At 48.1% G+C, this 19,567-nt stretch carries 16 protein-coding genes and 1 pseudogene; 4 read left to right on the plus strand and 13 right to left on the minus strand.

Annotated elements, in window-relative coordinates:
* Positions 1–281: 281 nt before the first annotated feature.
* A complete protein-coding gene (locus ON05_RS14125; protein ID WP_010475755.1) occupies positions 282–1,547 on the minus strand; it encodes a chlorophyllase/cutinase-like alpha/beta fold protein in 1,266 nt (421 codons plus the stop codon).
* Positions 1,548–1,807: 260 nt separating this feature from the next.
* On the opposite strand from ON05_RS14125, the gene ON05_RS14130 reads away from it, so the two are divergent.
* The gene (locus tag ON05_RS14130; protein WP_010475756.1) at positions 1,808–2,086 is read left to right on the plus strand and encodes a hypothetical protein; all 279 of its coding nucleotides are present in this window, start codon (positions 1,808–1,810) and stop codon (positions 2,084–2,086) included.
* Between the two features lie 319 nt (positions 2,087–2,405).
* Here ON05_RS14130 and ON05_RS14135 read toward each other — a convergent pair whose 3' ends face one another.
* Positions 2,406–5,498: an efflux RND transporter permease subunit gene (locus ON05_RS14135; protein ID WP_010475758.1), complete on the minus strand. Its 3,093-nt coding sequence runs from the start codon at positions 5,496–5,498 to the stop codon at positions 2,406–2,408.
* A gap of 29 nt (positions 5,499–5,527) precedes the next feature.
* Positions 5,528–6,841, minus strand: a complete 1,314-nt coding sequence (locus ON05_RS14140) for an efflux RND transporter periplasmic adaptor subunit (protein WP_010475760.1) — start codon at positions 6,839–6,841, stop codon at positions 5,528–5,530.
* A gap of 99 nt (positions 6,842–6,940) precedes the next feature.
* Here ON05_RS14140 and ON05_RS14145 point away from each other — a divergent pair, with 99 nt between their 5' ends.
* The gene (locus ON05_RS14145; RefSeq protein WP_039780820.1) at positions 6,941–7,504 is read left to right on the plus strand and encodes a PadR family transcriptional regulator; all 564 of its coding nucleotides are present in this window, start codon (positions 6,941–6,943) and stop codon (positions 7,502–7,504) included.
* Here the strand turns inward: ON05_RS14145 and ON05_RS14150 are convergent.
* From ON05_RS14150 to ON05_RS14165, 4 genes and pseudogenes are all read right to left on the minus strand, one after another.
* Positions 7,487–8,272 carry a hypothetical protein gene (locus ON05_RS14150; RefSeq protein ID WP_010475764.1) on the minus strand — a complete coding sequence of 262 codons (786 nt, stop codon included), beginning with the start codon at positions 8,270–8,272 and terminating at the stop codon, positions 7,487–7,489. The genes ON05_RS14145 and ON05_RS14150 overlap by 18 nt on opposite strands.
* A gap of 320 nt (positions 8,273–8,592) precedes the next feature.
* Positions 8,593–9,330: a hypothetical protein gene (locus ON05_RS14155; protein WP_010475766.1), complete on the minus strand. Its 738-nt coding sequence runs from the start codon at positions 9,328–9,330 to the stop codon at positions 8,593–8,595.
* 359 nt (positions 9,331–9,689) lie between these two features.
* Positions 9,690–10,409 carry a hypothetical protein gene (locus ON05_RS14160; protein ID WP_039780831.1) on the minus strand — a complete coding sequence of 240 codons (720 nt, stop codon included), beginning with the start codon at positions 10,407–10,409 and terminating at the stop codon, positions 9,690–9,692.
* 276 nt (positions 10,410–10,685) lie between these two features.
* Positions 10,686–10,892, minus strand: a pseudogene (locus ON05_RS14165) (transposase); the annotation flags it as partial.
* Positions 10,893–10,957: 65 nt separating this feature from the next.
* Here ON05_RS14165 and ON05_RS14170 point away from each other — a divergent pair.
* Positions 10,958–12,047, plus strand: a protein-coding gene (locus ON05_RS14170) for an ISAs1 family transposase (protein ID WP_262561744.1) whose coding sequence is annotated in 2 segments (ribosomal slippage) — positions 10,958–11,752 and positions 11,754–12,047 — 1,089 coding nt in all. Because the reading frame shifts where the segments join, the coding sequence is not laid out codon by codon here.
* Here the strand turns inward: ON05_RS14170 and tnpC are convergent.
* The 5 genes from tnpC to ON05_RS14195 form a co-directional block, all read right to left on the minus strand.
* Positions 12,039–13,313 carry an IS66 family transposase gene (tnpC, locus tag ON05_RS14175; RefSeq protein ID WP_262561745.1) on the minus strand — a complete coding sequence of 425 codons (1,275 nt, stop codon included), beginning with the start codon at positions 13,311–13,313 and terminating at the stop codon, positions 12,039–12,041. The genes ON05_RS14170 and tnpC overlap by 9 nt on opposite strands.
* A gap of 67 nt (positions 13,314–13,380) precedes the next feature.
* A complete protein-coding gene (locus ON05_RS14180) occupies positions 13,381–14,442 on the minus strand; it encodes an ankyrin repeat domain-containing protein (protein WP_010478993.1) in 1,062 nt (353 codons plus the stop codon).
* A gap of 75 nt (positions 14,443–14,517) precedes the next feature.
* A complete protein-coding gene (locus ON05_RS14185; protein ID WP_010478995.1) occupies positions 14,518–15,063 on the minus strand; it encodes an NADPH-dependent FMN reductase in 546 nt (181 codons plus the stop codon).
* Between the two features lie 39 nt (positions 15,064–15,102).
* Positions 15,103–15,771 (minus strand): CIA30 family protein, encoded by a 669-nt coding sequence (locus ON05_RS14190; protein ID WP_010478996.1) that lies wholly within the window; start codon positions 15,769–15,771, stop codon positions 15,103–15,105.
* A gap of 55 nt (positions 15,772–15,826) precedes the next feature.
* A complete protein-coding gene (locus ON05_RS14195; protein ID WP_010478998.1) occupies positions 15,827–17,047 on the minus strand; it encodes a cation:proton antiporter in 1,221 nt (406 codons plus the stop codon).
* Between the two features lie 241 nt (positions 17,048–17,288).
* Between ON05_RS14195 and ON05_RS14200 the strand changes: the two genes are divergently transcribed.
* Positions 17,289–18,356, plus strand: a complete 1,068-nt coding sequence (locus ON05_RS14200) for an FHA domain-containing protein (RefSeq protein WP_010479000.1) — start codon at positions 17,289–17,291, stop codon at positions 18,354–18,356.
* A 39-nt stretch (positions 18,357–18,395) separates the two neighbouring features.
* On the opposite strand, the gene ON05_RS14205 is transcribed toward ON05_RS14200, so the two are convergent.
* Entirely contained in the window at positions 18,396–19,565 is a 1,170-nt protein-coding gene (locus ON05_RS14205) for a tetracycline resistance MFS efflux pump (protein ID WP_010479002.1), read from the minus strand.
* Positions 19,566–19,567 lie beyond the last annotated feature (2 nt).

The raw sequence follows: 19,567 nt of genomic DNA on the forward strand, positions 1-19,567 counted from the left end.
GATGTAATTACTATGCTATTCACCCTCAGAAGGCTGTTTTCACCCTTGAGGTAGCAGCCCAATGCCAACAAGATAAAATCGTAAAGCGAATATTCTGGCCCACGAAATAGACGTTAGGTGTTCGCCATTTCTAACCCATTGATTTACATATTCAATCTCTTTCTTAATGGCCTGAGCCTAGAGTTCATTTCTAGATTGCCCAATACGAGATGGAAGCGTATCAGTGTAATTTTTCAGGATTATCGAATGGATGGAGTCGCAAAATTTTAGGTCGTACAAATCTACGGCGACGGATTCTGCATCATGACCTTGACATTGTTATCTACTTTATCTCCAGCGCCACTGAAGATCACATCCAAGGCCATTGGATCTTCAAGAACTGTCGCCCTGAGGAATAATGCTGTCCAAGTTCCAATCGTTTTGATCGCCAACGATTGAGGAATATCTTGCACCTTAGGATCCTGGATAATAGCTGGAACCACAGCAGGCGTATTGCCTGGGTTATTAGGTGCATTGCTATTCGTGAGGCCAAAATGGTTGGCTCCCGTGATAGATATCAGCATCTTCGTCGGACTCCCCAACTGCTGATAGGTTTCTTTCGTTTTCTCAGGAAACGATCGCCCATCTTTTTCACCAAAGATTAAAGCTGTGGGTATCGTGTCGTTATTAATGGGGGGAACAGGGCCACCTGTATAGGGTTTAAGGTGAGTGCCATAGAAAACAGCAGCAACCAATGCTTCTGGCTGCTTGAATTCACCATAAAGGCATTTGGGAATGGAACATCCTCCCTGAACAGCGTTTAATCCTGCAGCCCCTCCTAAAGAATGGCCTAGCAGTACCAATTGGTCTGGGTTGATGACCTCTGCCACAGGAGAGACAGCCGGATCTTTGATGAAATTCCAGACCTCATTAATTAGTTTCAACTCAGGGTAATACCCTGTCGTGGTTGGCGCAGGAGGTGGTAAAGGCCAAAGTCTTAAGTTATTAGGAATGACAACTACAAAGCCATAGCTCGCAACCACTTTGGCATATTCGGAGTAGTGAGATTTGTCTACATTAGCTCCCTGCAGCATCAGCGCCACCGGAAAAGGCTTGGCAACCGGATTAGATTTGGCACTTCGAGGAACAAAAATATCTGCGGCATCTCCACTAGACGTAATCACCGTCTCTAACTTCTGAATCTCAGAGAAGAGGGGGGCAGGTAAGGAGGAAATTTCCAGCAACCTATCTTGCTTAGAACTCTCTATCCAAATATCAGCTCTGATGTCATCTTTACTCTTATTTCCGCCAGGATTTTCTCTATTCATTGTTGCCATTACATGGCTAGTATCATTGCTTTCAAAAGTGAATTTATGCCTATAAAACGACCCATCACTTTTACTACCAAAGTTAAATTTTTCAATAATCTTTGTATTGGCATAAATATTGTCCTGAGTGACATTAGAAGCATCAAACTGTTTAGAATAGGCTTTCTGATGACAGAAGCCTACTGCGAAAAGTGTTGATAAACCTATGGCTATGGTTCCAGGCTGAATGGCAGTTAACATGATATTTTTATGCACAACAAGATGCTTCAATCAAGTGAATTAAATAATTGATATAGAAATAAAAATCACAAAAATGATGATTCACTTTCTTTCAATATTGCATTTTATGGCAAGAGAAGAAAGAAGACTGGATTGCCATAGACTTAATCAAGAAAGACTAGGGCATCTGTTGCCTAAAACAAGATCATTCCCCTTTGCCTTGCCCTTGTTTATGGGACGATAGCTTTAGGGCTGAGGATATCCAGTTTGGAGTTACAACAATGAGTCAATTCGATGTTGTTAATAAAGAGTTTTATGCGATTTACGAGCGAGACAGTGGTAAACCCCTGGTTCGCCGGATCAAAGCAGAAGATCACGATAATGCATGGGATGTGGCTGAGACTTTGGGGCAAAATCTTGTGGATGTTGTTGATATCCCCCCAACAGGTGATGTCGAATTTGCGGAGGACGATATTGCCCCTAAAACCTGGCAAATGGATCGGCAGGAATTAAGCGTTGAGTGGAACGAACGGATTGCTAAAAAGATTGATGGAGAATAGTTGGCGAAAAGAAATTTCTTTTTAATCCACCTTTAAACTTCGTTGATAAGTGGGCAAAAAAAGGCTCCCCGATCACACGATTGTGAGGGGAGCGGTAACTACTCATTCCTGGATTATAGGAGGAATTGAGGAAGGAGAGACAGTCTGATGAAGACTGCTCAGAGTTTTGTGTCCACAATTTATTAATCCAACAGCATAGCGAGGCAGACAAAAGCCCCTCATAGGAAAGATACTGTTTTCTAGCGAACCTCATTGGATACGGTTACTCAAAGATTGGAGTTCCTCTCGACATTCTCAGAGCCCTCAGTGTCATTCACTCCTAAGCTGAGATCGCAATTACTGACTCAGCTTGATGTTGACGAGATTTTCTATGAATGAGCAGAAAAATACAGGGCACAAAATACAAAGCAAGAATCGTGGCCCCCAATAAGCCCCCCGCAATCGTAATCGCTAACGGTGGCCAAAATCCCGTCTCATCAATCATCAGGGGCACTAAGCCCACGATGGTCGTTAACGTCGTCGCCACCACATGTCGAGCAGAGGACAATACTACCCGCTCAATCGCCCGTCGCGATCCCTGACAGGCCCGTTCATCCTCTCGCAGGGCCGCTAACACCACAATCGAATCATTGATCGCTAAACCAATTAAGCCCAACATACCCAAAATCGCGGTGAAGCCAAAGATAGACTGAAATGCCCATAGGGCAAAGGCTCCTAAACCAATACTGAGCAGGGCAATCAGAGCAATTAGCCCTGCTAGCAAAAATGAATTAAAAGACAAAACCAGGGTCGCGGTCATCAAAATCACCAATAAGCCGACGGTGGCTAATAAATTCCCCACCGCACTGCCGCGGGCATCCGCTTCACCGCCATAGGTCATGGAATAGCCCGGTGGCAGTTGAAACTCACTTTGATCCAGTCGAGTCTGGAACTGCTTGAGCACCGTATCGGGTAGGGCTCCTGCTTGCAAATAACCTTCCACCGTATTGAATCGCTGACCATCCCGGCGGGTAATGGTGGCAAGGTTGGGCACTAGATTTATGTCTGCGATCGCACTCAACGGTACCTGCCCATCTTGACTCCCCAGCAACTCTAGAGACGTCACTGAAGATAAATTCGCCCGATCCGTATCGGACAGGCGCACCCGCACGGGCAAATCTTCCGTGGATTCTAAAAGTGAACCGCCTGTATTGCCATCCAAATAGGCATTAAGCTGACGGGCAATGGCTTCATTACTCAAGCCCACTCGTCGAGCCTGGGTTTCATCCACATTTAAGGCCAGCTTCGGCAAGGCTTCATTAATCACCGCCCGCGTTTGCACCACCTCGGGTTCCTGGGCCAAGAGGGTACGGAGTTCATTACCCAACTGCCGCAGGGTCTCCATATCAGGACCAAACACTTCAATCTCAATAGGCGCGCCAAAGGGGGGACCTTGTTCCAACTGTTTGACCAAAATTTGAGCTTGAGGAAAAGCGGCATCCAGTTCAACTTGTAAGGACTGAATGGTCTGGCTCAGATTTTTAGTGGAGGCCAACTGGACGATGCCCTGGGCAAAATCCGGGACATTGGTACGGATGCTATTGATGTTGTAGAAAAAGCGCGGCGCACTTTCGCCAATAAACCACTGAACTTCCGCCACTTCAGCATGGGCTACCATCCGGTCCCGCAGGTCACGCACGGTTTCCGTAGTTTGGGTAATGGTGGACGAGGTGGGCATTTCCACCTGAATTTGGATCTGGTCCCGATTAGTCGGTGGGAAAAACTGCTGGGGTAGGGAGGCAAATTGACTAAAGCCCACCACAGGCAACAGCAAGGATAGGCCAATCCCCAGAATCGGCTTGGCTAAGGTGAGCCGCAGCAGATGTCGAAAGCCCCTGGACAAGGCTGGACTGGAAACGCCTTTGCGCAACCAGCGAGGCCCTTTCGTTGCAGGCTGACCAACGCCAATAATTGCGGTTAGAGCTGCAATGATAGTCAGGGAAACAGCTAGAGAACTTAAGAGAGCCAGGATAACCGTTAAACCAATCGTGCCGATAAATTCTCCAGTGCCGCCTTTGGACGTGGCAATGGGGACAAAGGCAAACACGGTGGTCAGGGTCGAGGCCAGCAGTGGAATGCCCAGATGTTGAACGGTTTCTTGAACTGCTATAGTCCCCCGTAACCCCTCCCGCAATCGATGCTGGACTTCATCCACAACGATAATGGCGTTATCAATCAGCAATCCCAGGGCAATAATCAAGCCCGTAATCGACATCTGATGGAGGGGAATCCCCAGTCCCTGCATCCAGCCAAACACCGCCAATGTCACTAGGGGTAAGGCCGTGCCCACAATCAGAGCCGCCCGCCAACCCAGCATCACCACGGAAATACCAATTACCAAGACCGAACTCACCACCAGATTGGTAATCACGCCGTTCAGCCGCTGGCGAACATACTGGCTCTGTTCTTGGATTACCTCGACGCTCATGCCGTCCGATAGATTGGCCTGAAAGTCTTGGATCTGCTGACGAGCAAGCTGCGCCCACTGATCGACTCGCTCTTGAGATTCCACCGTAGCGGAGAGGGTAATGCCTGGCTTGCCGTTGATCAGGGTAAGGCTATCGAGGGGGGTGCGGATGCCTTTGGTGACCTGGGCAATATCCTGCAGTTGGGTCACTTGCCCTGCATCGCCCAATTGAATGGGAATCGTCTTAATGCGAGCCAGGGTTTCCAGTTGAGTATCCACTTCCAGCAAAAACTCATCTGCCTCACCCCGTAAGGTCCCCGCTGAAACCTTGGCATCACTCGCCTGCAACTGCCGTGCCACCTCAGCCGGAGTTAACCCCAAATTGGCCAGCTCAGCCTGATTAATCTCCACCAGAATTTCTTCCTGGGGGTCACCAAACACCTCTATCTTGTCAGTCCCTGGAATGCCGCGCAGTCGGTCTTCCAGCCCTGCCGCCACCCGCGTCAAAATCGTGTAGTTGGGGTCACCCTCCAAATCCCAGGTCAAAGCCACAATCAAGGCCGAAGCTTTGAGGTCACTCTGGTCAAACTCTGGCTTTAGGCTATCGGGGGGAAGGTCTGGAATCGTATCTTCCACCTTGCTGCGTACCTGAGCCCAGATCGGATTGACATCTGGAACCGCATCACTCAGTTCCACCACCACCACGGACACCCCCAAACTGGAGGTGGAATCAATTTCTTCAATCTCCTCAATTTCCTGTAGCTCTGTCTCAATCCGTTCTGAGACTAACGACTCTACCCGTTCGGCGCTGGCTCCTGGCCAGAAGGTGGTTACCGTGGCAAATCGAGGCGTAATTTCTGGGTCTTCCAACCGAGGCAAGGTCAGAAAAGAGGACAAGCCCCAAACTACAATCAGGGCAATCGATAGAATCAGTAACTGGCGGTTGCGGTAGAACAGGTTCAACATGGTGGCCCCGGTATCGTTTCGGTATCGCGCTAGTTTTTGGCGTTGGCAACTGTGACCAATTGGCCAGGAGCCAGACGGTGGGTGCCTTTAGCAATCACTTGCTCTTGAGGATTGAGCATGCCGCGAACATAGATGAGATCGCCCGCCGTATGCAGCACTTCTAGATCGCGCCGAGCCACACTAAACACCTGATCTTGGTCCGTTGACTTCAACACATAGGCCGACCATAGGCCCCGTTCTCCCGCAATCACCGCCGTTGAGGGCAGCCAAAATCCCGGCTGAGTTTGCCGTTGAGCCAACACCAGCTTGGCCGTTTGTCCCATCGATACCGCAGCATCCTTGGGTAACGTCAACACTGCCATCACCGTTCGACTTTGGTTATCCACCTCCGGCAGCAGGGTTTTCACCTGCCCCTGATAGCGCTGATTGCCTACTTGCACTGGGTAGGTCTGACCGGGCTGCATCCGACTCGCCATCGTCTGGGGAATGCCAATTCGGGCCTCGATCTTCGAGGTTTCCACCAGCCGCAAAATTGGTTGGCCTCCGTTTAAGACCACCCCTTCATCCATAAGGCGCTGCGCCACCTGTCCCGTAAAGGGCGCTCGCAACACACTTTTAGAGCGCTGAATATCTAAGGCTTTTAGACGGGCATCAATTTCGGCCAGCTGGGCGGACTGGGACTCCACCTGTTCCACCCGCGTTCCCGCCAAGAGTTCTTCTAACCGCTTCCGGGCTTGGTCCTGGCGTTTTTTCAAGGCTTGGGCGGCAAAATATCGTTCTTCAAACGACTCACGGGAAATAGCCCCTTGCTCATACAGGTCTTGACGACGCTTACTCTGCTTCTCAGCAAGCAACCGCTGTTGGCCTAAATCCTCCACTGCCGCCCGCGCAGCGCCGATCTCTTCCGTTCTCGGTCCCGTCTTTAGCTCTCGGAACTGGGCTTGGGCCTGAGCTTTTTGGGCCAAAAGCTGCTGACGCTGGGCAGCAAAGCTGCGTGTATCTAAACGAGCCAGGAGCATCCCTTGCTGCACCCAATCCCCTTCATCCACAGCAATTTCGATCAAGGTTCCGGTTAGTTCAAACCCCAGTTCACTGGTGCGGTTGGCTTGCACTTCCCCGGCATAGGTGCGCTGAATGTCATAGGAGGTTGAAGGCTGCAGGGACAGGGTGGTGACGGGCAAGATGGCTTGTTTGGGAGCGGGGCCAGTCTGAGACGTCCCCCACGTTTTGATACCAAAAGTGACTGCTCCAACAGCCAACACGGCTAAACCCAGCATCCGTAGGGATTTACAAGCAGGCAGTTTAAAGGCCGGTTTAGGCAACAGAGGAGTAGATTGAGCCATCGTTTATATCCAACTTGTTGATATAAAACTTGTTGAGTATTACTTCGATAGCTTATACTCAACTTGTTGGATATGTCAACGCCACCTCATCATCAATTCATGACCCTTTCCCACACGATTCTGACAGTTCTATCTGAGGCTCCCCACAGCGGCTATGACCTCAGTAAACGCTTTGAGGAATCGGTGAGCTGTTTTTGGAAAGCCAGTCAGCAGCAGATTTATCGAGAGTTATCCAAGATCGAAACCCAAGGCTGGGTAACCCATGAGCTGGTTCCCCAACAGGGCAAGCCCGATAAAAAGGTCTACCAAATTACCGAGATGGGTAAACAAGAGCTACTGGACTGGTATGCAGAGCCTTCCACGCCGACCCCTATCCGAGAAGATTTATTAGTAAAGGTTTTAGCAGGCCCTTACGTTCCCCGTCCACTTTTGATTCAGCAGGTCAAAGCTCGTCAAGCGCTGCATCAGCAACAGTTGGAACGCTATCTAGAAAAGGAAGCCTGTTTTCAACAGTTAGAAACTGTAGAGCCAGCGATGCAATTCCGGTATTTGACTCTCAGACGAGGCATTCGATACGAGCAAGAATGGATTGATTGGTGCCAAGAAGTGATTGATACCTTACAGTCAGATATCAACTTGAGCGGATTACTCAAACGGCGTTAAAGATGGAGGACGGTTCCAGAAAGCATCAATAATGATGACAATCGCTGTTGGAAAACCGCCCAAAATAATCACCATAGCGAAAAATAGAAACATGGCAAACGGTAAACCATCAGCCCCCTCGATACCTGCGACCTCATAAAAGAAACGCTGACCCTCCAGATATCGAACAGTCTTACCATTCTGCTCAATGGTAAAAATCGCTTCATAAAAGGGGTAATGATCATTCTCAACTTGGCCCCCTCTAATACTCAAAAATGCATGTTGTTGGCCGGACGCAGTTCTACCAATCAAAATTGTTCCCCGTAGGTATTGATTGGTGTAACCCTCAGTAGGAGTGGCAATAATCGGAGATTGCATCATCGCACCATACAAATCCAGACCTTCTGGTAATGCTTGATCAAACGATGAAGGTAGCTTTCCCGCAGTCTGTAAATGGCGTAGCAGGCGCTCATCAAGGCTATCGTAGTACGGATCATAATAAGGGTCCTGCTCAGATTTATTGAGGATTTCTGAGATCGTCTGAGATGTGTCCAAGACAAACTTGCACTCTGCAGGCACATCGCATGTGGATGTGTCGACTGGAACCAAATGTTCCACTTTTGTAATCGTTTTGGCAGCTTCGAGTAAACCTGGACGCTCCAACAGAAAGCCCCAATATTCATAGGTCATCCACAGAGAACCCACAAAGCTTAAAGGCACAACACCCAGAAAATAGCACAGCGCAATACGAACGGGCTTACTAATAGAGCTGAATAGTGGTTCTTTCATCTGTCTTTCTCGTTAATAGCACACGCATAACAATGAGCCTGTCATCCCTTCGCATCGACTTAATCTCTTCTGAATCCTCTTTGAAGAAGGAAAGCATCATTAGACCTTATCGGAAATAGCTGAAAGCCTTACTGGGAAAGCGTTTTATTTTTGGAGAAAAATCGGCCTCAAAGACTTACGACATAGACGTTTGAAGTTATTCTCACCCATTTTATTTCCGATAAGGTCTATTGCCTAATTCAAGGGTGTTTTCGAGTTGGTTCTTGCGTCGAGCACCACATCTTTATCAAGGCAACAACGGATCTTCATTCAAGCGTCGATCAACGATTTCTTGATCGACGCCAGTACTGAATACCCTTGCTGATAGCCAAGATTATTACAAAGATAATTCCAAAGACCACCATCAGCAGAATGAAATAGACAATAGGCAACACAGTTTCGTCGAAATCCAAAGAGAAAAATCGCTGGCCGTCTAAATATTGAACCGTTTGGCTACGCGGCTCTATCTTGAACATTGCTTCATAGTACGGATAGTAGTCTTCAGCAATCTGGCTCCCTGAGATACTAAGGAAGGCACGTTTTTCTCCAGAGGCTGTTTCACCAATTAAAATAACCCCCCCTAAGTACTTGTTGCTGAACCCAGGCGAAGGCATAGCAATGATAGGAGACTGCATTAGAGGTGTATGCAAATCTGCAATTCCTTGCAAATTTTGGTCAAAGGAAGAGGGCAGCTTCCCCATAGCTTGTAGATAAAGTAGAAGACGTTCTTCTTCCCTATGGGGCTGTGGATCGTAGTGAGCCGCGATAGTTTGAGATGTATCAACGATAAACTTACATTGTTCGCGCCTATCGCAATCTGATGTCTTGACTGGAATCAATCGATCCAACTTGACAATGGTCTTGGCTGCATCGAGTACGGCAGGACGCTCAAACAAATACCCTAAAGTTTCATAGCTCAACCACAGTGAGCCTAAACAGGCCAGAAGAAACGTTCCCAGGAAGTAAAATGGGGCAACCTTAACCCTATTTTTCTTGGATTTGAAGAACTGTTTAGTCATGAATTTTACATTGCACTAGTCTGAGTAAACGTGCCAAGGCCATCTGTAAAAAGGCTATGCAGTAGTCATACATCCCTTGCATGTGCCTAAGCAGTGACACGGATAAAACGTAAATGTGATCTGGTGATGCCCAAACGATGGATGTAGAGCGGACGTTTAGGTGATAGTAGTTCTTTCATCTGTCTTGCTCATCAATAGCAAACGCAATTAAGAGTGAACGTTTCATCGCCCAGTCCCCACCCAGAATTTTCCCTATATCTCATTGGGGATAAAGAGTCATGGCTCAAATCAAGGCTAATTTCAAGTTGATATATCAGTCGAATCATCCAACTCTTGAGGCCAAGAGACCCGGCAAAGGACTATTTAAAGGGCAATGATGTCGATCTTCCATGCTGCATATCCTCACAAATAGCTAGGATGATGGCAGGAAAACTGCCAAAAACCAGGAGTATAAAAGTGAAATAGAACACCGTCATCCCTATTTCGTCAAAATCTGCATCAAAGCGAAAACTCTGACCCTCCAGATATTGAACTAATTCATCTTTCGCCCCTATCTTGAAAATCGCTTGATAGTAAGGTACGCCTCTATCCGTAACGGGGTAACTGTAAGCACTGATAAAGGCTCGTTGCTCTCCACTGGAGGTTTCACCTATCAAGAGAATCCCCTGCAGATACCGATTGGTTGCTCCTTCATCCAGAGTGTCGACCATCGAAGACTGCATCATCGGCGTATATAAATCTGCAATCCCTTGCAAATCACGATCAAAGAAGACCGGTAGCTTTCCTATATGGTGCAAATGCCGCAGGAGGCGTTCCTTCAGACTGCCATCTTGTAGATCGTGATAAGCGGCAATCGTCTGAGTGGGATCAACAGTAAATTTACAGTTTTCTAGCTGATCGCAATCTACTGTTGTGACTGGAACTAATCGATCAACTTTGGTAATGGTCTTCGCCGCATCGAGTAGATCTGGATGCTTAATTAAAACGTTCCAGCCTAGGTATGACAGAATCGTCACCCCCACGAAGTAAGCCAGGACAATCTTCTTCTTACCCATAACTTTGAAAAACTTGTTGGTCATGAGTTGTACATCACACTGGCCTGATGCAGAGCGGAGCAACGAGGCCAGGTCCATGATTGAAAACGACTATTCAGTAGTCATACATTGATTGAATGATTCCATGCAGTGATATGGATAAACCGCCACTGTGATTGGTCAGCATTCTCTCAGTGATATCCATCACTAGGTGACAATTTAAGCGAATGGGTATGGTTACCAGGGATGGACACTCAACATCCATGATTACAGTACGAAAAGTGAATAGCGAACACCTAGACGACTGCCAATCAAAAATGGTTACTGCCCAGGCTGAAGCACTGGTCTAACAGGATTGTCAGCAAAAATACTTTTGAGTGCATCCAGTACAGGGATATCTTGCTTTCTCAAAGTTGAAATATAACCGCGAATGCGGCAGAACTGCTGGGCACCTGCCAAGGAGCGAAAACATCCCGATATCTTCTGCTTCAACTTCATCATGCGGATATCGCGCTCAGCCTGATTGTCAGGGTTGTTTTACGTTACTCCTAGAAAAAATAGGATGGTTCTACTGACCAACAGTAGAGAGACCGATGAGCCATCTAATCGATACTTTGAAGCAAGTCCCGGATTTCCGCAGTGCCCATGGCCGTATTCATCCGTTATGGCTGCTGTTGCTATTGATGGTGATGGGCATGCTTGCTGGATATCAAGGGTACCGTCCGTTAGAAACCTTTGTGAGCGATTATCGCCAGCCTTTAAGTGAGCTATTGGGGCTTGAGAGCCTCGAAGTTCCGTCTCACTGTACCTTTCGTCGAGTGATGAAGGGTCTTGACTTCCAAGCGTTGAGCCACCAATTTGAAGCATGGATGCTCTCGAAAGCCCAGACTCACTCTCCCGATAATTATGCAGCCTCCATTGATGGCAAACGGATTCGTCAGGGGCTGACAGATGCCAAGGGGAAGCAGCGTTTTGTAGGGTTGGTGAGTTTATTTGCGGTGGAAGCAGGCATCACCCTCAAGCTCGAAGCCCTCACTCAGGAGGATAATAGCGAAATCAAAGTCGTCCAGGCTTTGTTGGAAACCCTTCAACTCGATGGCTTGCTGATTACCATGGATGCCTTACACGCCCAAAAAACACTTGAGAAGATTGTGGCCTCGGGTAACGACTATCTTGTGGCGGTCAAATCCAATCAGGGAAGACTTTACGACCACCTCCAGACTTACTTTGAGTGTCTTAAACCCATGGCTGAGCACATCCACTCCGCCCAAAGTAGAGGACGAGATGAACATCGGTGTATACAGGTTTATGAGCCTGTCGGCATAGCCTTACAGGAATGGGAGGCAATTCGCTCTGTGCTTTGTGTCCAACGATGGGGCACAAAGCAAAGGAAAGGAGTATCACAATACGGCCTATTACATCAGTTCAGCTGCCACCTCACCCCAGCATTGGCAATCTCTGGTCCGAGAACATTGGGGCATTGAAAATCGGTTGCATTGGCCGAAGGATGTTGTTTTTGGCGAAGATGATTATCGACTCGAAGATGAACAAGCACTGCTCAATTGGTCAGTGCTTAGAACTATTGGGATTAATATCCTGCGGCTAAACGACTATCAATCCCTCAAAACCGCGATGACTAAGCTTGCTAATCGGGTCGATATTATTTTTTCGCTGCTAACTTAAAACAGCCCTGGCCTGATTGTTATCAAAAGGCACCTGAAAATCATACATAAACGCCAAGACAGCAGCTTGGTGCTTTCGAAGTCGGTCGAGCAAGTTTTTGGGTGTACTCTGCTTCTGCTTGCCTCGTTTCTTGGGTGCATTTTCATCGACGGTTGGCATTGGATTATGCTTGAATCCATCGGCTAACACTTGGCGATACCGCTGCTCAAACGCCTCGACTTGTCTCGCATCGAGAACGCTTAAGTGTTCAGCTTTTGCCCGCTCTACCTCAGCTTTGATATCTAGCAGCAGTGAGATCATCTCCTCAGCCCAAGGTTGTTTGTAGCGTTCAACAATAAATCGGAGTTCGCGCAAATGATGGGCATTGCATAAGCTATGCGTACAACCATAGCGGGCATAGCTCTTCCAACCATCATGAATACTCGTGCCCGTAAAGTTTGGCAGAATATCCATTTCGTCCATCGCTGCTGTGCCGCGTTTGGCATGGACAAAGTAGTAGGTTAATCCACTCGTACAAGCGACATGCAGCCACCACAACTTGCTGTTGACTCGCAACCCCGTCTCGTCAAAATGTCCCACAGCTGCTTGCTCAATAGCGTCTTTGATCTGGGCTTCAATCGGTTCTAATTGCTGGGCACAGGTTGTACGGGTGTTGCACAGGGTTCCTTCAGAAACCTGACAACCCAAGAGGTCTTTAAGCAGTTCACGGGTGCGCTCAAACGGCAACAGTTGAGCCTCCATCAAATACACCATCAAGCCTTTGAGATTACTGCCATACTGAACCACATTGGTGACATCGCTGGGGAATTTACCCCGGTTCAAGGTTTGACAGTGCTCACAATATTTGACTTCTGCTTGATGCTCGATGACCTGTAATGACAAGGAGGGCAGCTCATGAACCTGGCGCAGTTCATACTCAAGGACGGCGACCTCTGTTAACGAGGCACCACAGCCTTGACATTGAGTGACTGGATGTAACACTACGGCATCGACGGTTTCACGCCATTCCAAGGTACTACCGGGATGGCCTTTTTGACCCCCACTTTTACGCTTACTCTTACCCCGTAGACTTTTGGTCCGCTTCCCAAAGCCATCGCTTGAGGGTGGTTTACTACTGTTCCGACTATCTTTGCCAAGATGCTCTTCTAGTCGCTCTATCCGTTTAATAAGAAGGGTGACCAGCTCAACAACTGCATCCTCTCCTTGATGGTAGATTGCTCGAATATCAGATTCACTAATTTTCTGGTCAGAGACTTTCTTGTTCAACGAATGAGTACGGATTGACTGCTGGTGTGCTTAAAACATAGTCTCAGATAGAGTTATACCTTCATTCTCAACACAATGATTTAAGCCTGGGCAGTAACCAAAAATGTTGTAGGAAATGAACAACATCTAAATGCTGATTTTCTAACGCATAATCTATTGCCGTCTTCTGTTCCGCATCTTCATGTTTTGGATCTGCACCAGATTCCAGCAAAAGTTTTACAACAGAGAGCGATCCAGATTTAGCAGCTTCCAGTAAAGCAGTTGTCTTGTTATGAGTCATCGCATTGACATCCGCACCAAAACTGATTAACGTCGCAACAATTTCGGGCTGCTTCGTTCGCATAATAGGGGTCATATCGTCATAGTCATCCGCTAAATTAGGATCAGCTCCAGACTCCAGTAAAGCAAGAGTCACTGGTAGTCGAAACCCTTCAAATCGCTTAATAACGGCAAGGTTTAATAGTGTTGATCCACACTGACAAAAATCATTGATGGGGATATCTGCCATTAAGAGTTTTTTGACTCCATCAACATCCCCCTCAAACACCACATCATAAGCAGTTTCCATCACAGGATTGATATGTTCATCTCTATACTTCTGTCGAATCCCTTTCTGCAAGAAATACGCTGCATCACCTAATAATTCTGGTTGCGTCATGGGAAGTAAGAGGTCGTAAATATCCTGATGCCCCGACAAGGCAGCATAAATAATGGGCGGTTCTCCCAATACAGTTTGATTGACATTCGCCCCAGCACTGACCAAGAGCCGAACAAGATCTAAATATCCATTATCAGCCGCAATAAATAATGGAGGATCAACCTCACGATGGATTGGCAGCGAAGGATTCGCACCAGCATTTAGCAGAGTAGAAACAATTTCATAATGATTGGCATATACTGCAGCAGTAAGTGCCGTTTCTTCCCCTACCGTAAGGTTTATATCTGCACCATACTTGATCAATATCTTTAATATTTTTAGCCTTCCAGCTTGAGAGGCATGCTGCGCAGCACTGGCCAATTTCAAATCGCTCCATTGGTTATCAGCCAATATAATCTTGAACTGATCTAGATGATTATTTTGAATGGCATCTGTTAATTTAAGCCACTCATAATTGATGCTTTCGTACATGGCAAATCATTATGTTTTTAGCCAGCTAACTTTTTGAATACCCCATAGCCTGACAAACAATAATTATGAGGCCGCTTAATAAGCCAGACCATTCCCCTTGGAGATCAAACCCTGAAGAATCGATCGCAAAGCTATCTCTGTAGAGGTATCAGTAATTTCCCCCTCTGCATTGATCTTTGCCGATATTGCTGAAATACAGAGAATTGATTCCTCTTGGATATCCGCCATCATCACCCGTAAGGTCTGCACCAAAGATGCATTGGCTTTCTCTCCACCATCTGGTGATGGAGAAGCACTGATCACTGCGGTAGGTTTATTCATAAACTCACCTGAAGACACAATCCAATCCAGGGCATTTTTCAAGGTTCCCGGCACGCCATGAGCATATTCGGGCGTGCAAAACAGGACGCCATCTGCAGCTTGTAATTGTGTACGCCACCCCTCTACAGCCACCAGATCGCCAGCACCTTCCAACTCAGGATTAAAGTGTGGCAGTCGAGCAATACCGTTATAGATTTCGATCGTGATACCTGGAGGCGCTAATCCAACAATGGCTTGGACTAAACGTGTGTTTGAGGATTGCGATCGCAAACTCCCTGAAATTGCCAATATCGTTTTCATAACGGTTGCAGCTTCTGGAGCAGATGACTCCCCTCCAACTTAATACACACCAATCGTTTTAATCGTCAGGCGAAACTCCCCCGGACTAAACCGAGGATTCAACGCCCCATCATATTCAAACTTACTCAACATAATCTGCATCGCTCGAATTTGATGTGACTCAATTAAAGGGGCATCATTCACCGTTTTGGCCCGAAATACAGGGGTCAACTGATTAAAGGGAATCCGAACCGTGATCCATTGTTGGGCCACCGTATCAAACGAATAGGCATAGGCAATACTGTCCCACCGATCTTGATCACGCAGCAAAAACTTATAGCGTTGACCATCCCCTTTCACCTGCAACTCAATTCCTTGGTGGGCCGATAGATTGAGGGGCGGATCGAAATTGCGCGTCCGTACCGAGGCAAACCCACCCGAATTCGCCGTCGAGACCTTGCCCGTAAATAGAGCAACGCCTGACTCTTGACGCAAGCCACTATTGCTTACCCCTCCCATCACCACATCATCGACCGCTCCCCAGAGCTGGCTAATATCATTGGCCTGGCTAAAGTCAAAGATGAGATTGGCTTGCACAGGGGGTGGAGCAGGGGGCGTAAATCCAGGCATCATTTTTTGAAACCAGTTGAGAACAGGAATTTCTTCAAAGTAGGACAGGGTTTGCAGAAAACGGCCTGCATCCCAGGATTGGCGGGTCGGTTCAGCCATAGAATTGCTACTCAGCCAAAGAGAGGTCCGCCTTAATTGTAAGCATGAACTCCCCTTAGCCTTCTATTTGAGTCACCAATTTTTTCCCTGCCCATTCCGACAAAATTGGCCCTAATAGGCAAGTGACGACAATATAGGCAATCACCGCATTAAAGATATTGTCATCAACTAAGTTGGCTTCTTTGCCAAATAACGTAATCACCAAAACTAGGGCTGCACGGGGAATCGTCAAGCTGAACAGAGTCAACACTTCCATCGGTTCATAGTTAAACCAGCGACCAACCATCCAGGCCGACAGCCATTTAGAGGCGACAGCGCCCCCCACAATCACCCCAGCAATGCCTAAACTACCGGGTGCAGACACAAACACGGTCGGATTAGCCAACACGCCCACCGACACCATAAACGCTGGAATAAAGAGACTATTACCAACAAAATCAATCCGGTTCATCAGATCGCTCTCCATGGGAATCGAACGATTCAAGGCCAAACCGGCAATAAAAGCCCCCACAATCGAATCCACCCCTAATCCCTGAGTGGCAGAGGCAATCACAAATAATGTGGCCACCACAAAAATAAACTGTAGTCCCAAGGGGACCTCTGCTTTGGGATTAAAAAACCAGCGCCCTAGTTGCGGAACGCCCCAAAAACAGAGGGTCGTTAACAGCGGTAAGCCCACCAGTAATTTTAGCCATAGGACTAACCCGATTTGCCCCTCGGCCATCGCCTGGATCAAGGCAAAGCCGACTAACGTGAGCATTGCCGTCAGTACCGTTCCTCCCACCGCCACCCCAATGGATTCTCGCTGGGCCAACCCTAATCGGGTCATACTCGGATAGGCCAACAGGGTATGAGGTGAATACAAAATTCCCAGCAATGCAGAGGCCAACCCACTCGATCCAGCCACTGCGATGATGCCCATACTGATCATCACCTGACCGGACACGACGCCCACTGCGAAAGGCAGGCCAAAGGTGAGCAACCCAAAAATAAGCGCTCGTACCCCCAACCGCTGTAAGTCGCTCAGATCCATTTGCAGACCTGCCAGCAACATAATATAGAGCAGACCCACTTTTTCTAAAAAAATCAGTTGGGTATCTCGGGTAATAATGCCTAGGCCATTACTGCCTAACAAACAGCCTAAAAGGATGAGCACCACCAAAGCCGGCAGCTTTAAAGGCTTGGCAATCAGAGGTGCCAGCAGCAAAATGACCAGCAGCACACTAAAGGCATAGACCGGATCTTGTAAAGGTAGAATCAACGTCGCCATGGACATGCAAGCAATCTTCCTGAACAGGGTTTAAATTATTCTGAACTTCTTAACCTACCCGAATTCTTTTGGGTTAAATCAGCCCGTTCGTTCTACGTTGTCGCCAATTTTACCGAGTTTTGGTAGGCAGGGAGTTTGGGCTTAAATCCCAGAATTTATGCCAATCTGTCGAACTGTGATCAGTGACATGCTAAGGCTGGGTTGTGCAGTGTATCTTGGATGAAGTGATGACAAGGTTTGGAGATCTATGATTACCTGCACCAACTGCGGCCACGCTAACCCAGAAGGGGCCATTACTTGTGAAGCTTGCTATGTAGAGCTACCCAAAATGACGTCTTGCCCCAGTTGCCATGCTCAGGTACCCGAAGACGCCGTTTTTTGCTCCCAATGTGGCGCCTCATTACAGCCAGGGGTTGCAGCCCCCGGTCTAGATATGGCGACTGCCCCCACTCAAGTCAATGCAGGTAAAGGTATTCCCGCCACCGATGTGGTCAACTTTGAGACCCCATCCGGAATCCCTGCCACTGATGTCGTGGTGCCCTTACCCGATCCTCCCGCCATGGCGCCTCCTGACCCAGTCGAAATGACAGAATTTCCAGATATGGACTTGGGATACGCCCCCACAGAAGTGACCCCTCCGGGCAGCCTTCCCCCTCCTTTGGCCGTCGAAATGAGTGAGCAACCTACGGAGAATGTGATACCACCGTCCTCTCTACCTACTCCACCAGAACTCGATTTTGAAGAGCCGACTCCACCCATGCCGCCTGCTGCATCCCAACCACCCATGCCGCCAGTATCGGAGCCGCCCATGCCGCCTGCTGCATCCCAACCCCCGATGCCGCCCATGGAATTTACTCCTCCTTCTCCTGCACCAGAGGCCCCTCCGACTCCTCCAGAACCAGTTGTTTCTGCCGCACCACAGCCCACCACCACTCCGATTCCTGAACAGCCCAAACCCATGCCTGTCGGTGCCACGCAACTGCAATTACCCGTGGCACGACTGCTGCATGAACGGTCTAACTCGAATCTAGATTTACCGACCAATCTCAACTTGGTCCATATTGGCAAGCCCAATGATCGGATCCCTCCTGACATTGATGTATCGGGCTTTCCCGATAGTGATGTGGTGTCCAGAGTCCATGCCGATATCCGGGTTGAACCGGACGGCTATTACATCGAAGACACGGGCAGCGCCAACGGTACCTACGTCAATAATCAGCCGTTACGCCCTGGCGATCGCTATCGGTTACGGGCGGGCGATCGCATTTCCCTGGGCAAAGAAGATAAGGTCAGTTTTATCTTCCATCCCGGCTAAATGTCAACGCATCATATCAAGACAAAATATGCCCCCAACTCAACTGGGGGCATATTTTGTGCGGGTCTGAATCGCCAACAAGAGCACCCCAAACGTACAGGCACCCGCTAAATAGAGGGGATAGCCATAGCTGGCCAGGTTGGACTGACGAATCAATACACCAGCAATGACGGGGCCAATACCATTAGAAATGCTGAGATACGAGGAATTTAGGCCCATCGCCATCCCCTGCTGCTGAGCATTCACATTCAAGGAAATCAGGGTATTGATAATGGGTTGAACCAGGGAGTTAAAGACGGAAAAGAAGATGGTAATCAAGACAAAATAGGTCACATTGGGCCAGATGGGCATCGCCAAGAAGGCCACACTCCGAATCAGTAAGGCCACAAATAAGATCAACAGCAAATTAAATCTTTTGGTCAGGTTAGGCACCCCGAAGGTCTGCATTAACACCCCGAGTACCCCGTAAACGATAAATATCAGGGCCAAAGACTGGGGGGTTTGGTTAAGGACGTTGAGGAAATAGGGCTGAAATGCATAAGTGAAAATTGTAAAGGTCGTACCAACCAAAAAGTTGATCAACAAGAGAATGCCGACTTTGGGAATCGTCAATCCTGTGACTAATTTGGCCAACCCTAACTCAAATCGCCGCGGTTGCGATCGCTCTTCTAAGGTTTCCGGTAAGAAGAAGTAGGTCACCCCTAATGCTATCCCAGCGATCCAGGCAGATACTAAAAAACTAGCCCCCAGGGAAATCTCTTGGGCACCCAAACTAATAAGGGGGCCGAGGACAAAGCCGACGCCAAAGGCAGCCCCAAACAGACTAAAGCCCCGCGCCCGATTCTCAGCATCCGTGACATCTGCAATCACGGCCTGAATGACGGAATTGTTGCCTCCGGTAATCCCGTCTAAAAACCGGGCCAAGAATAACACCCAAGCCGCCGTTGCCAGACCTGCCATTAGGTTGGCAAACATTGTCCCCGCCAAACTCACCAGTAATAAAGGTCGTCGCCCCCAACGGTCCGAGAACTGTCCAATCACAGGGGTGGCGATAAATTGAGCAATCGAAAATATCGAAAACAGGAAGCTGGTCTCAAAATCATTGAGGCCAAACTGCCGACCGTAGGGATACAGGGTTGGCAGCAGAACCGTAAAACTAAGGGAGTTGACTAAGGCAATGGCAGAGACGATCCAAACTTCACGCTTCATGC

The sequence above is a fragment of the Acaryochloris sp. CCMEE 5410 genome, from assembly GCF_000238775.2.
Taxonomy (GTDB): Bacteria; Cyanobacteriota; Cyanobacteriia; order Thermosynechococcales; family Thermosynechococcaceae; genus Acaryochloris.

Coding starts and splice junctions, on each gene's coding strand:
- ON05_RS14125 (WP_010475755.1), bottom strand. CDS start 1,547: ATGTTAACTGCCATTCAGCCTGGAACCATAGCCATAGGTTTATCAACA.
- ON05_RS14130 (WP_010475756.1), top strand. CDS start 1,808: ATGAGTCAATTCGATGTTGTTAATAAAGAGTTTTATGCGATTTACGAG.
- ON05_RS14135 (WP_010475758.1), bottom strand. CDS start 5,498: ATGTTGAACCTGTTCTACCGCAACCGCCAGTTACTGATTCTATCGATT.
- ON05_RS14140 (WP_010475760.1), bottom strand. CDS start 6,841: ATGGCTCAATCTACTCCTCTGTTGCCTAAACCGGCCTTTAAACTGCCT.
- ON05_RS14145 (WP_039780820.1), top strand. CDS start 6,941: ATGACCCTTTCCCACACGATTCTGACAGTTCTATCTGAGGCTCCCCAC.
- ON05_RS14150 (WP_010475764.1), bottom strand. CDS start 8,272: ATGAAAGAACCACTATTCAGCTCTATTAGTAAGCCCGTTCGTATTGCG.
- ON05_RS14155 (WP_010475766.1), bottom strand. CDS start 9,330: ATGACTAAACAGTTCTTCAAATCCAAGAAAAATAGGGTTAAGGTTGCC.
- ON05_RS14160 (WP_039780831.1), bottom strand. CDS start 10,409: ATGACCAACAAGTTTTTCAAAGTTATGGGTAAGAAGAAGATTGTCCTG.
- ON05_RS14180 (WP_010478993.1), bottom strand. CDS start 14,442: ATGTACGAAAGCATCAATTATGAGTGGCTTAAATTAACAGATGCCATT.
- ON05_RS14185 (WP_010478995.1), bottom strand. CDS start 15,063: ATGAAAACGATATTGGCAATTTCAGGGAGTTTGCGATCGCAATCCTCA.
- ON05_RS14190 (WP_010478996.1), bottom strand. CDS start 15,771: ATGGCTGAACCGACCCGCCAATCCTGGGATGCAGGCCGTTTTCTGCAA.
- ON05_RS14195 (WP_010478998.1), bottom strand. CDS start 17,047: ATGTCCATGGCGACGTTGATTCTACCTTTACAAGATCCGGTCTATGCC.
- ON05_RS14200 (WP_010479000.1), top strand. CDS start 17,289: ATGATTACCTGCACCAACTGCGGCCACGCTAACCCAGAAGGGGCCATT.
- ON05_RS14205 (WP_010479002.1), bottom strand. CDS start 19,565: ATGAAGCGTGAAGTTTGGATCGTCTCTGCCATTGCCTTAGTCAACTCC.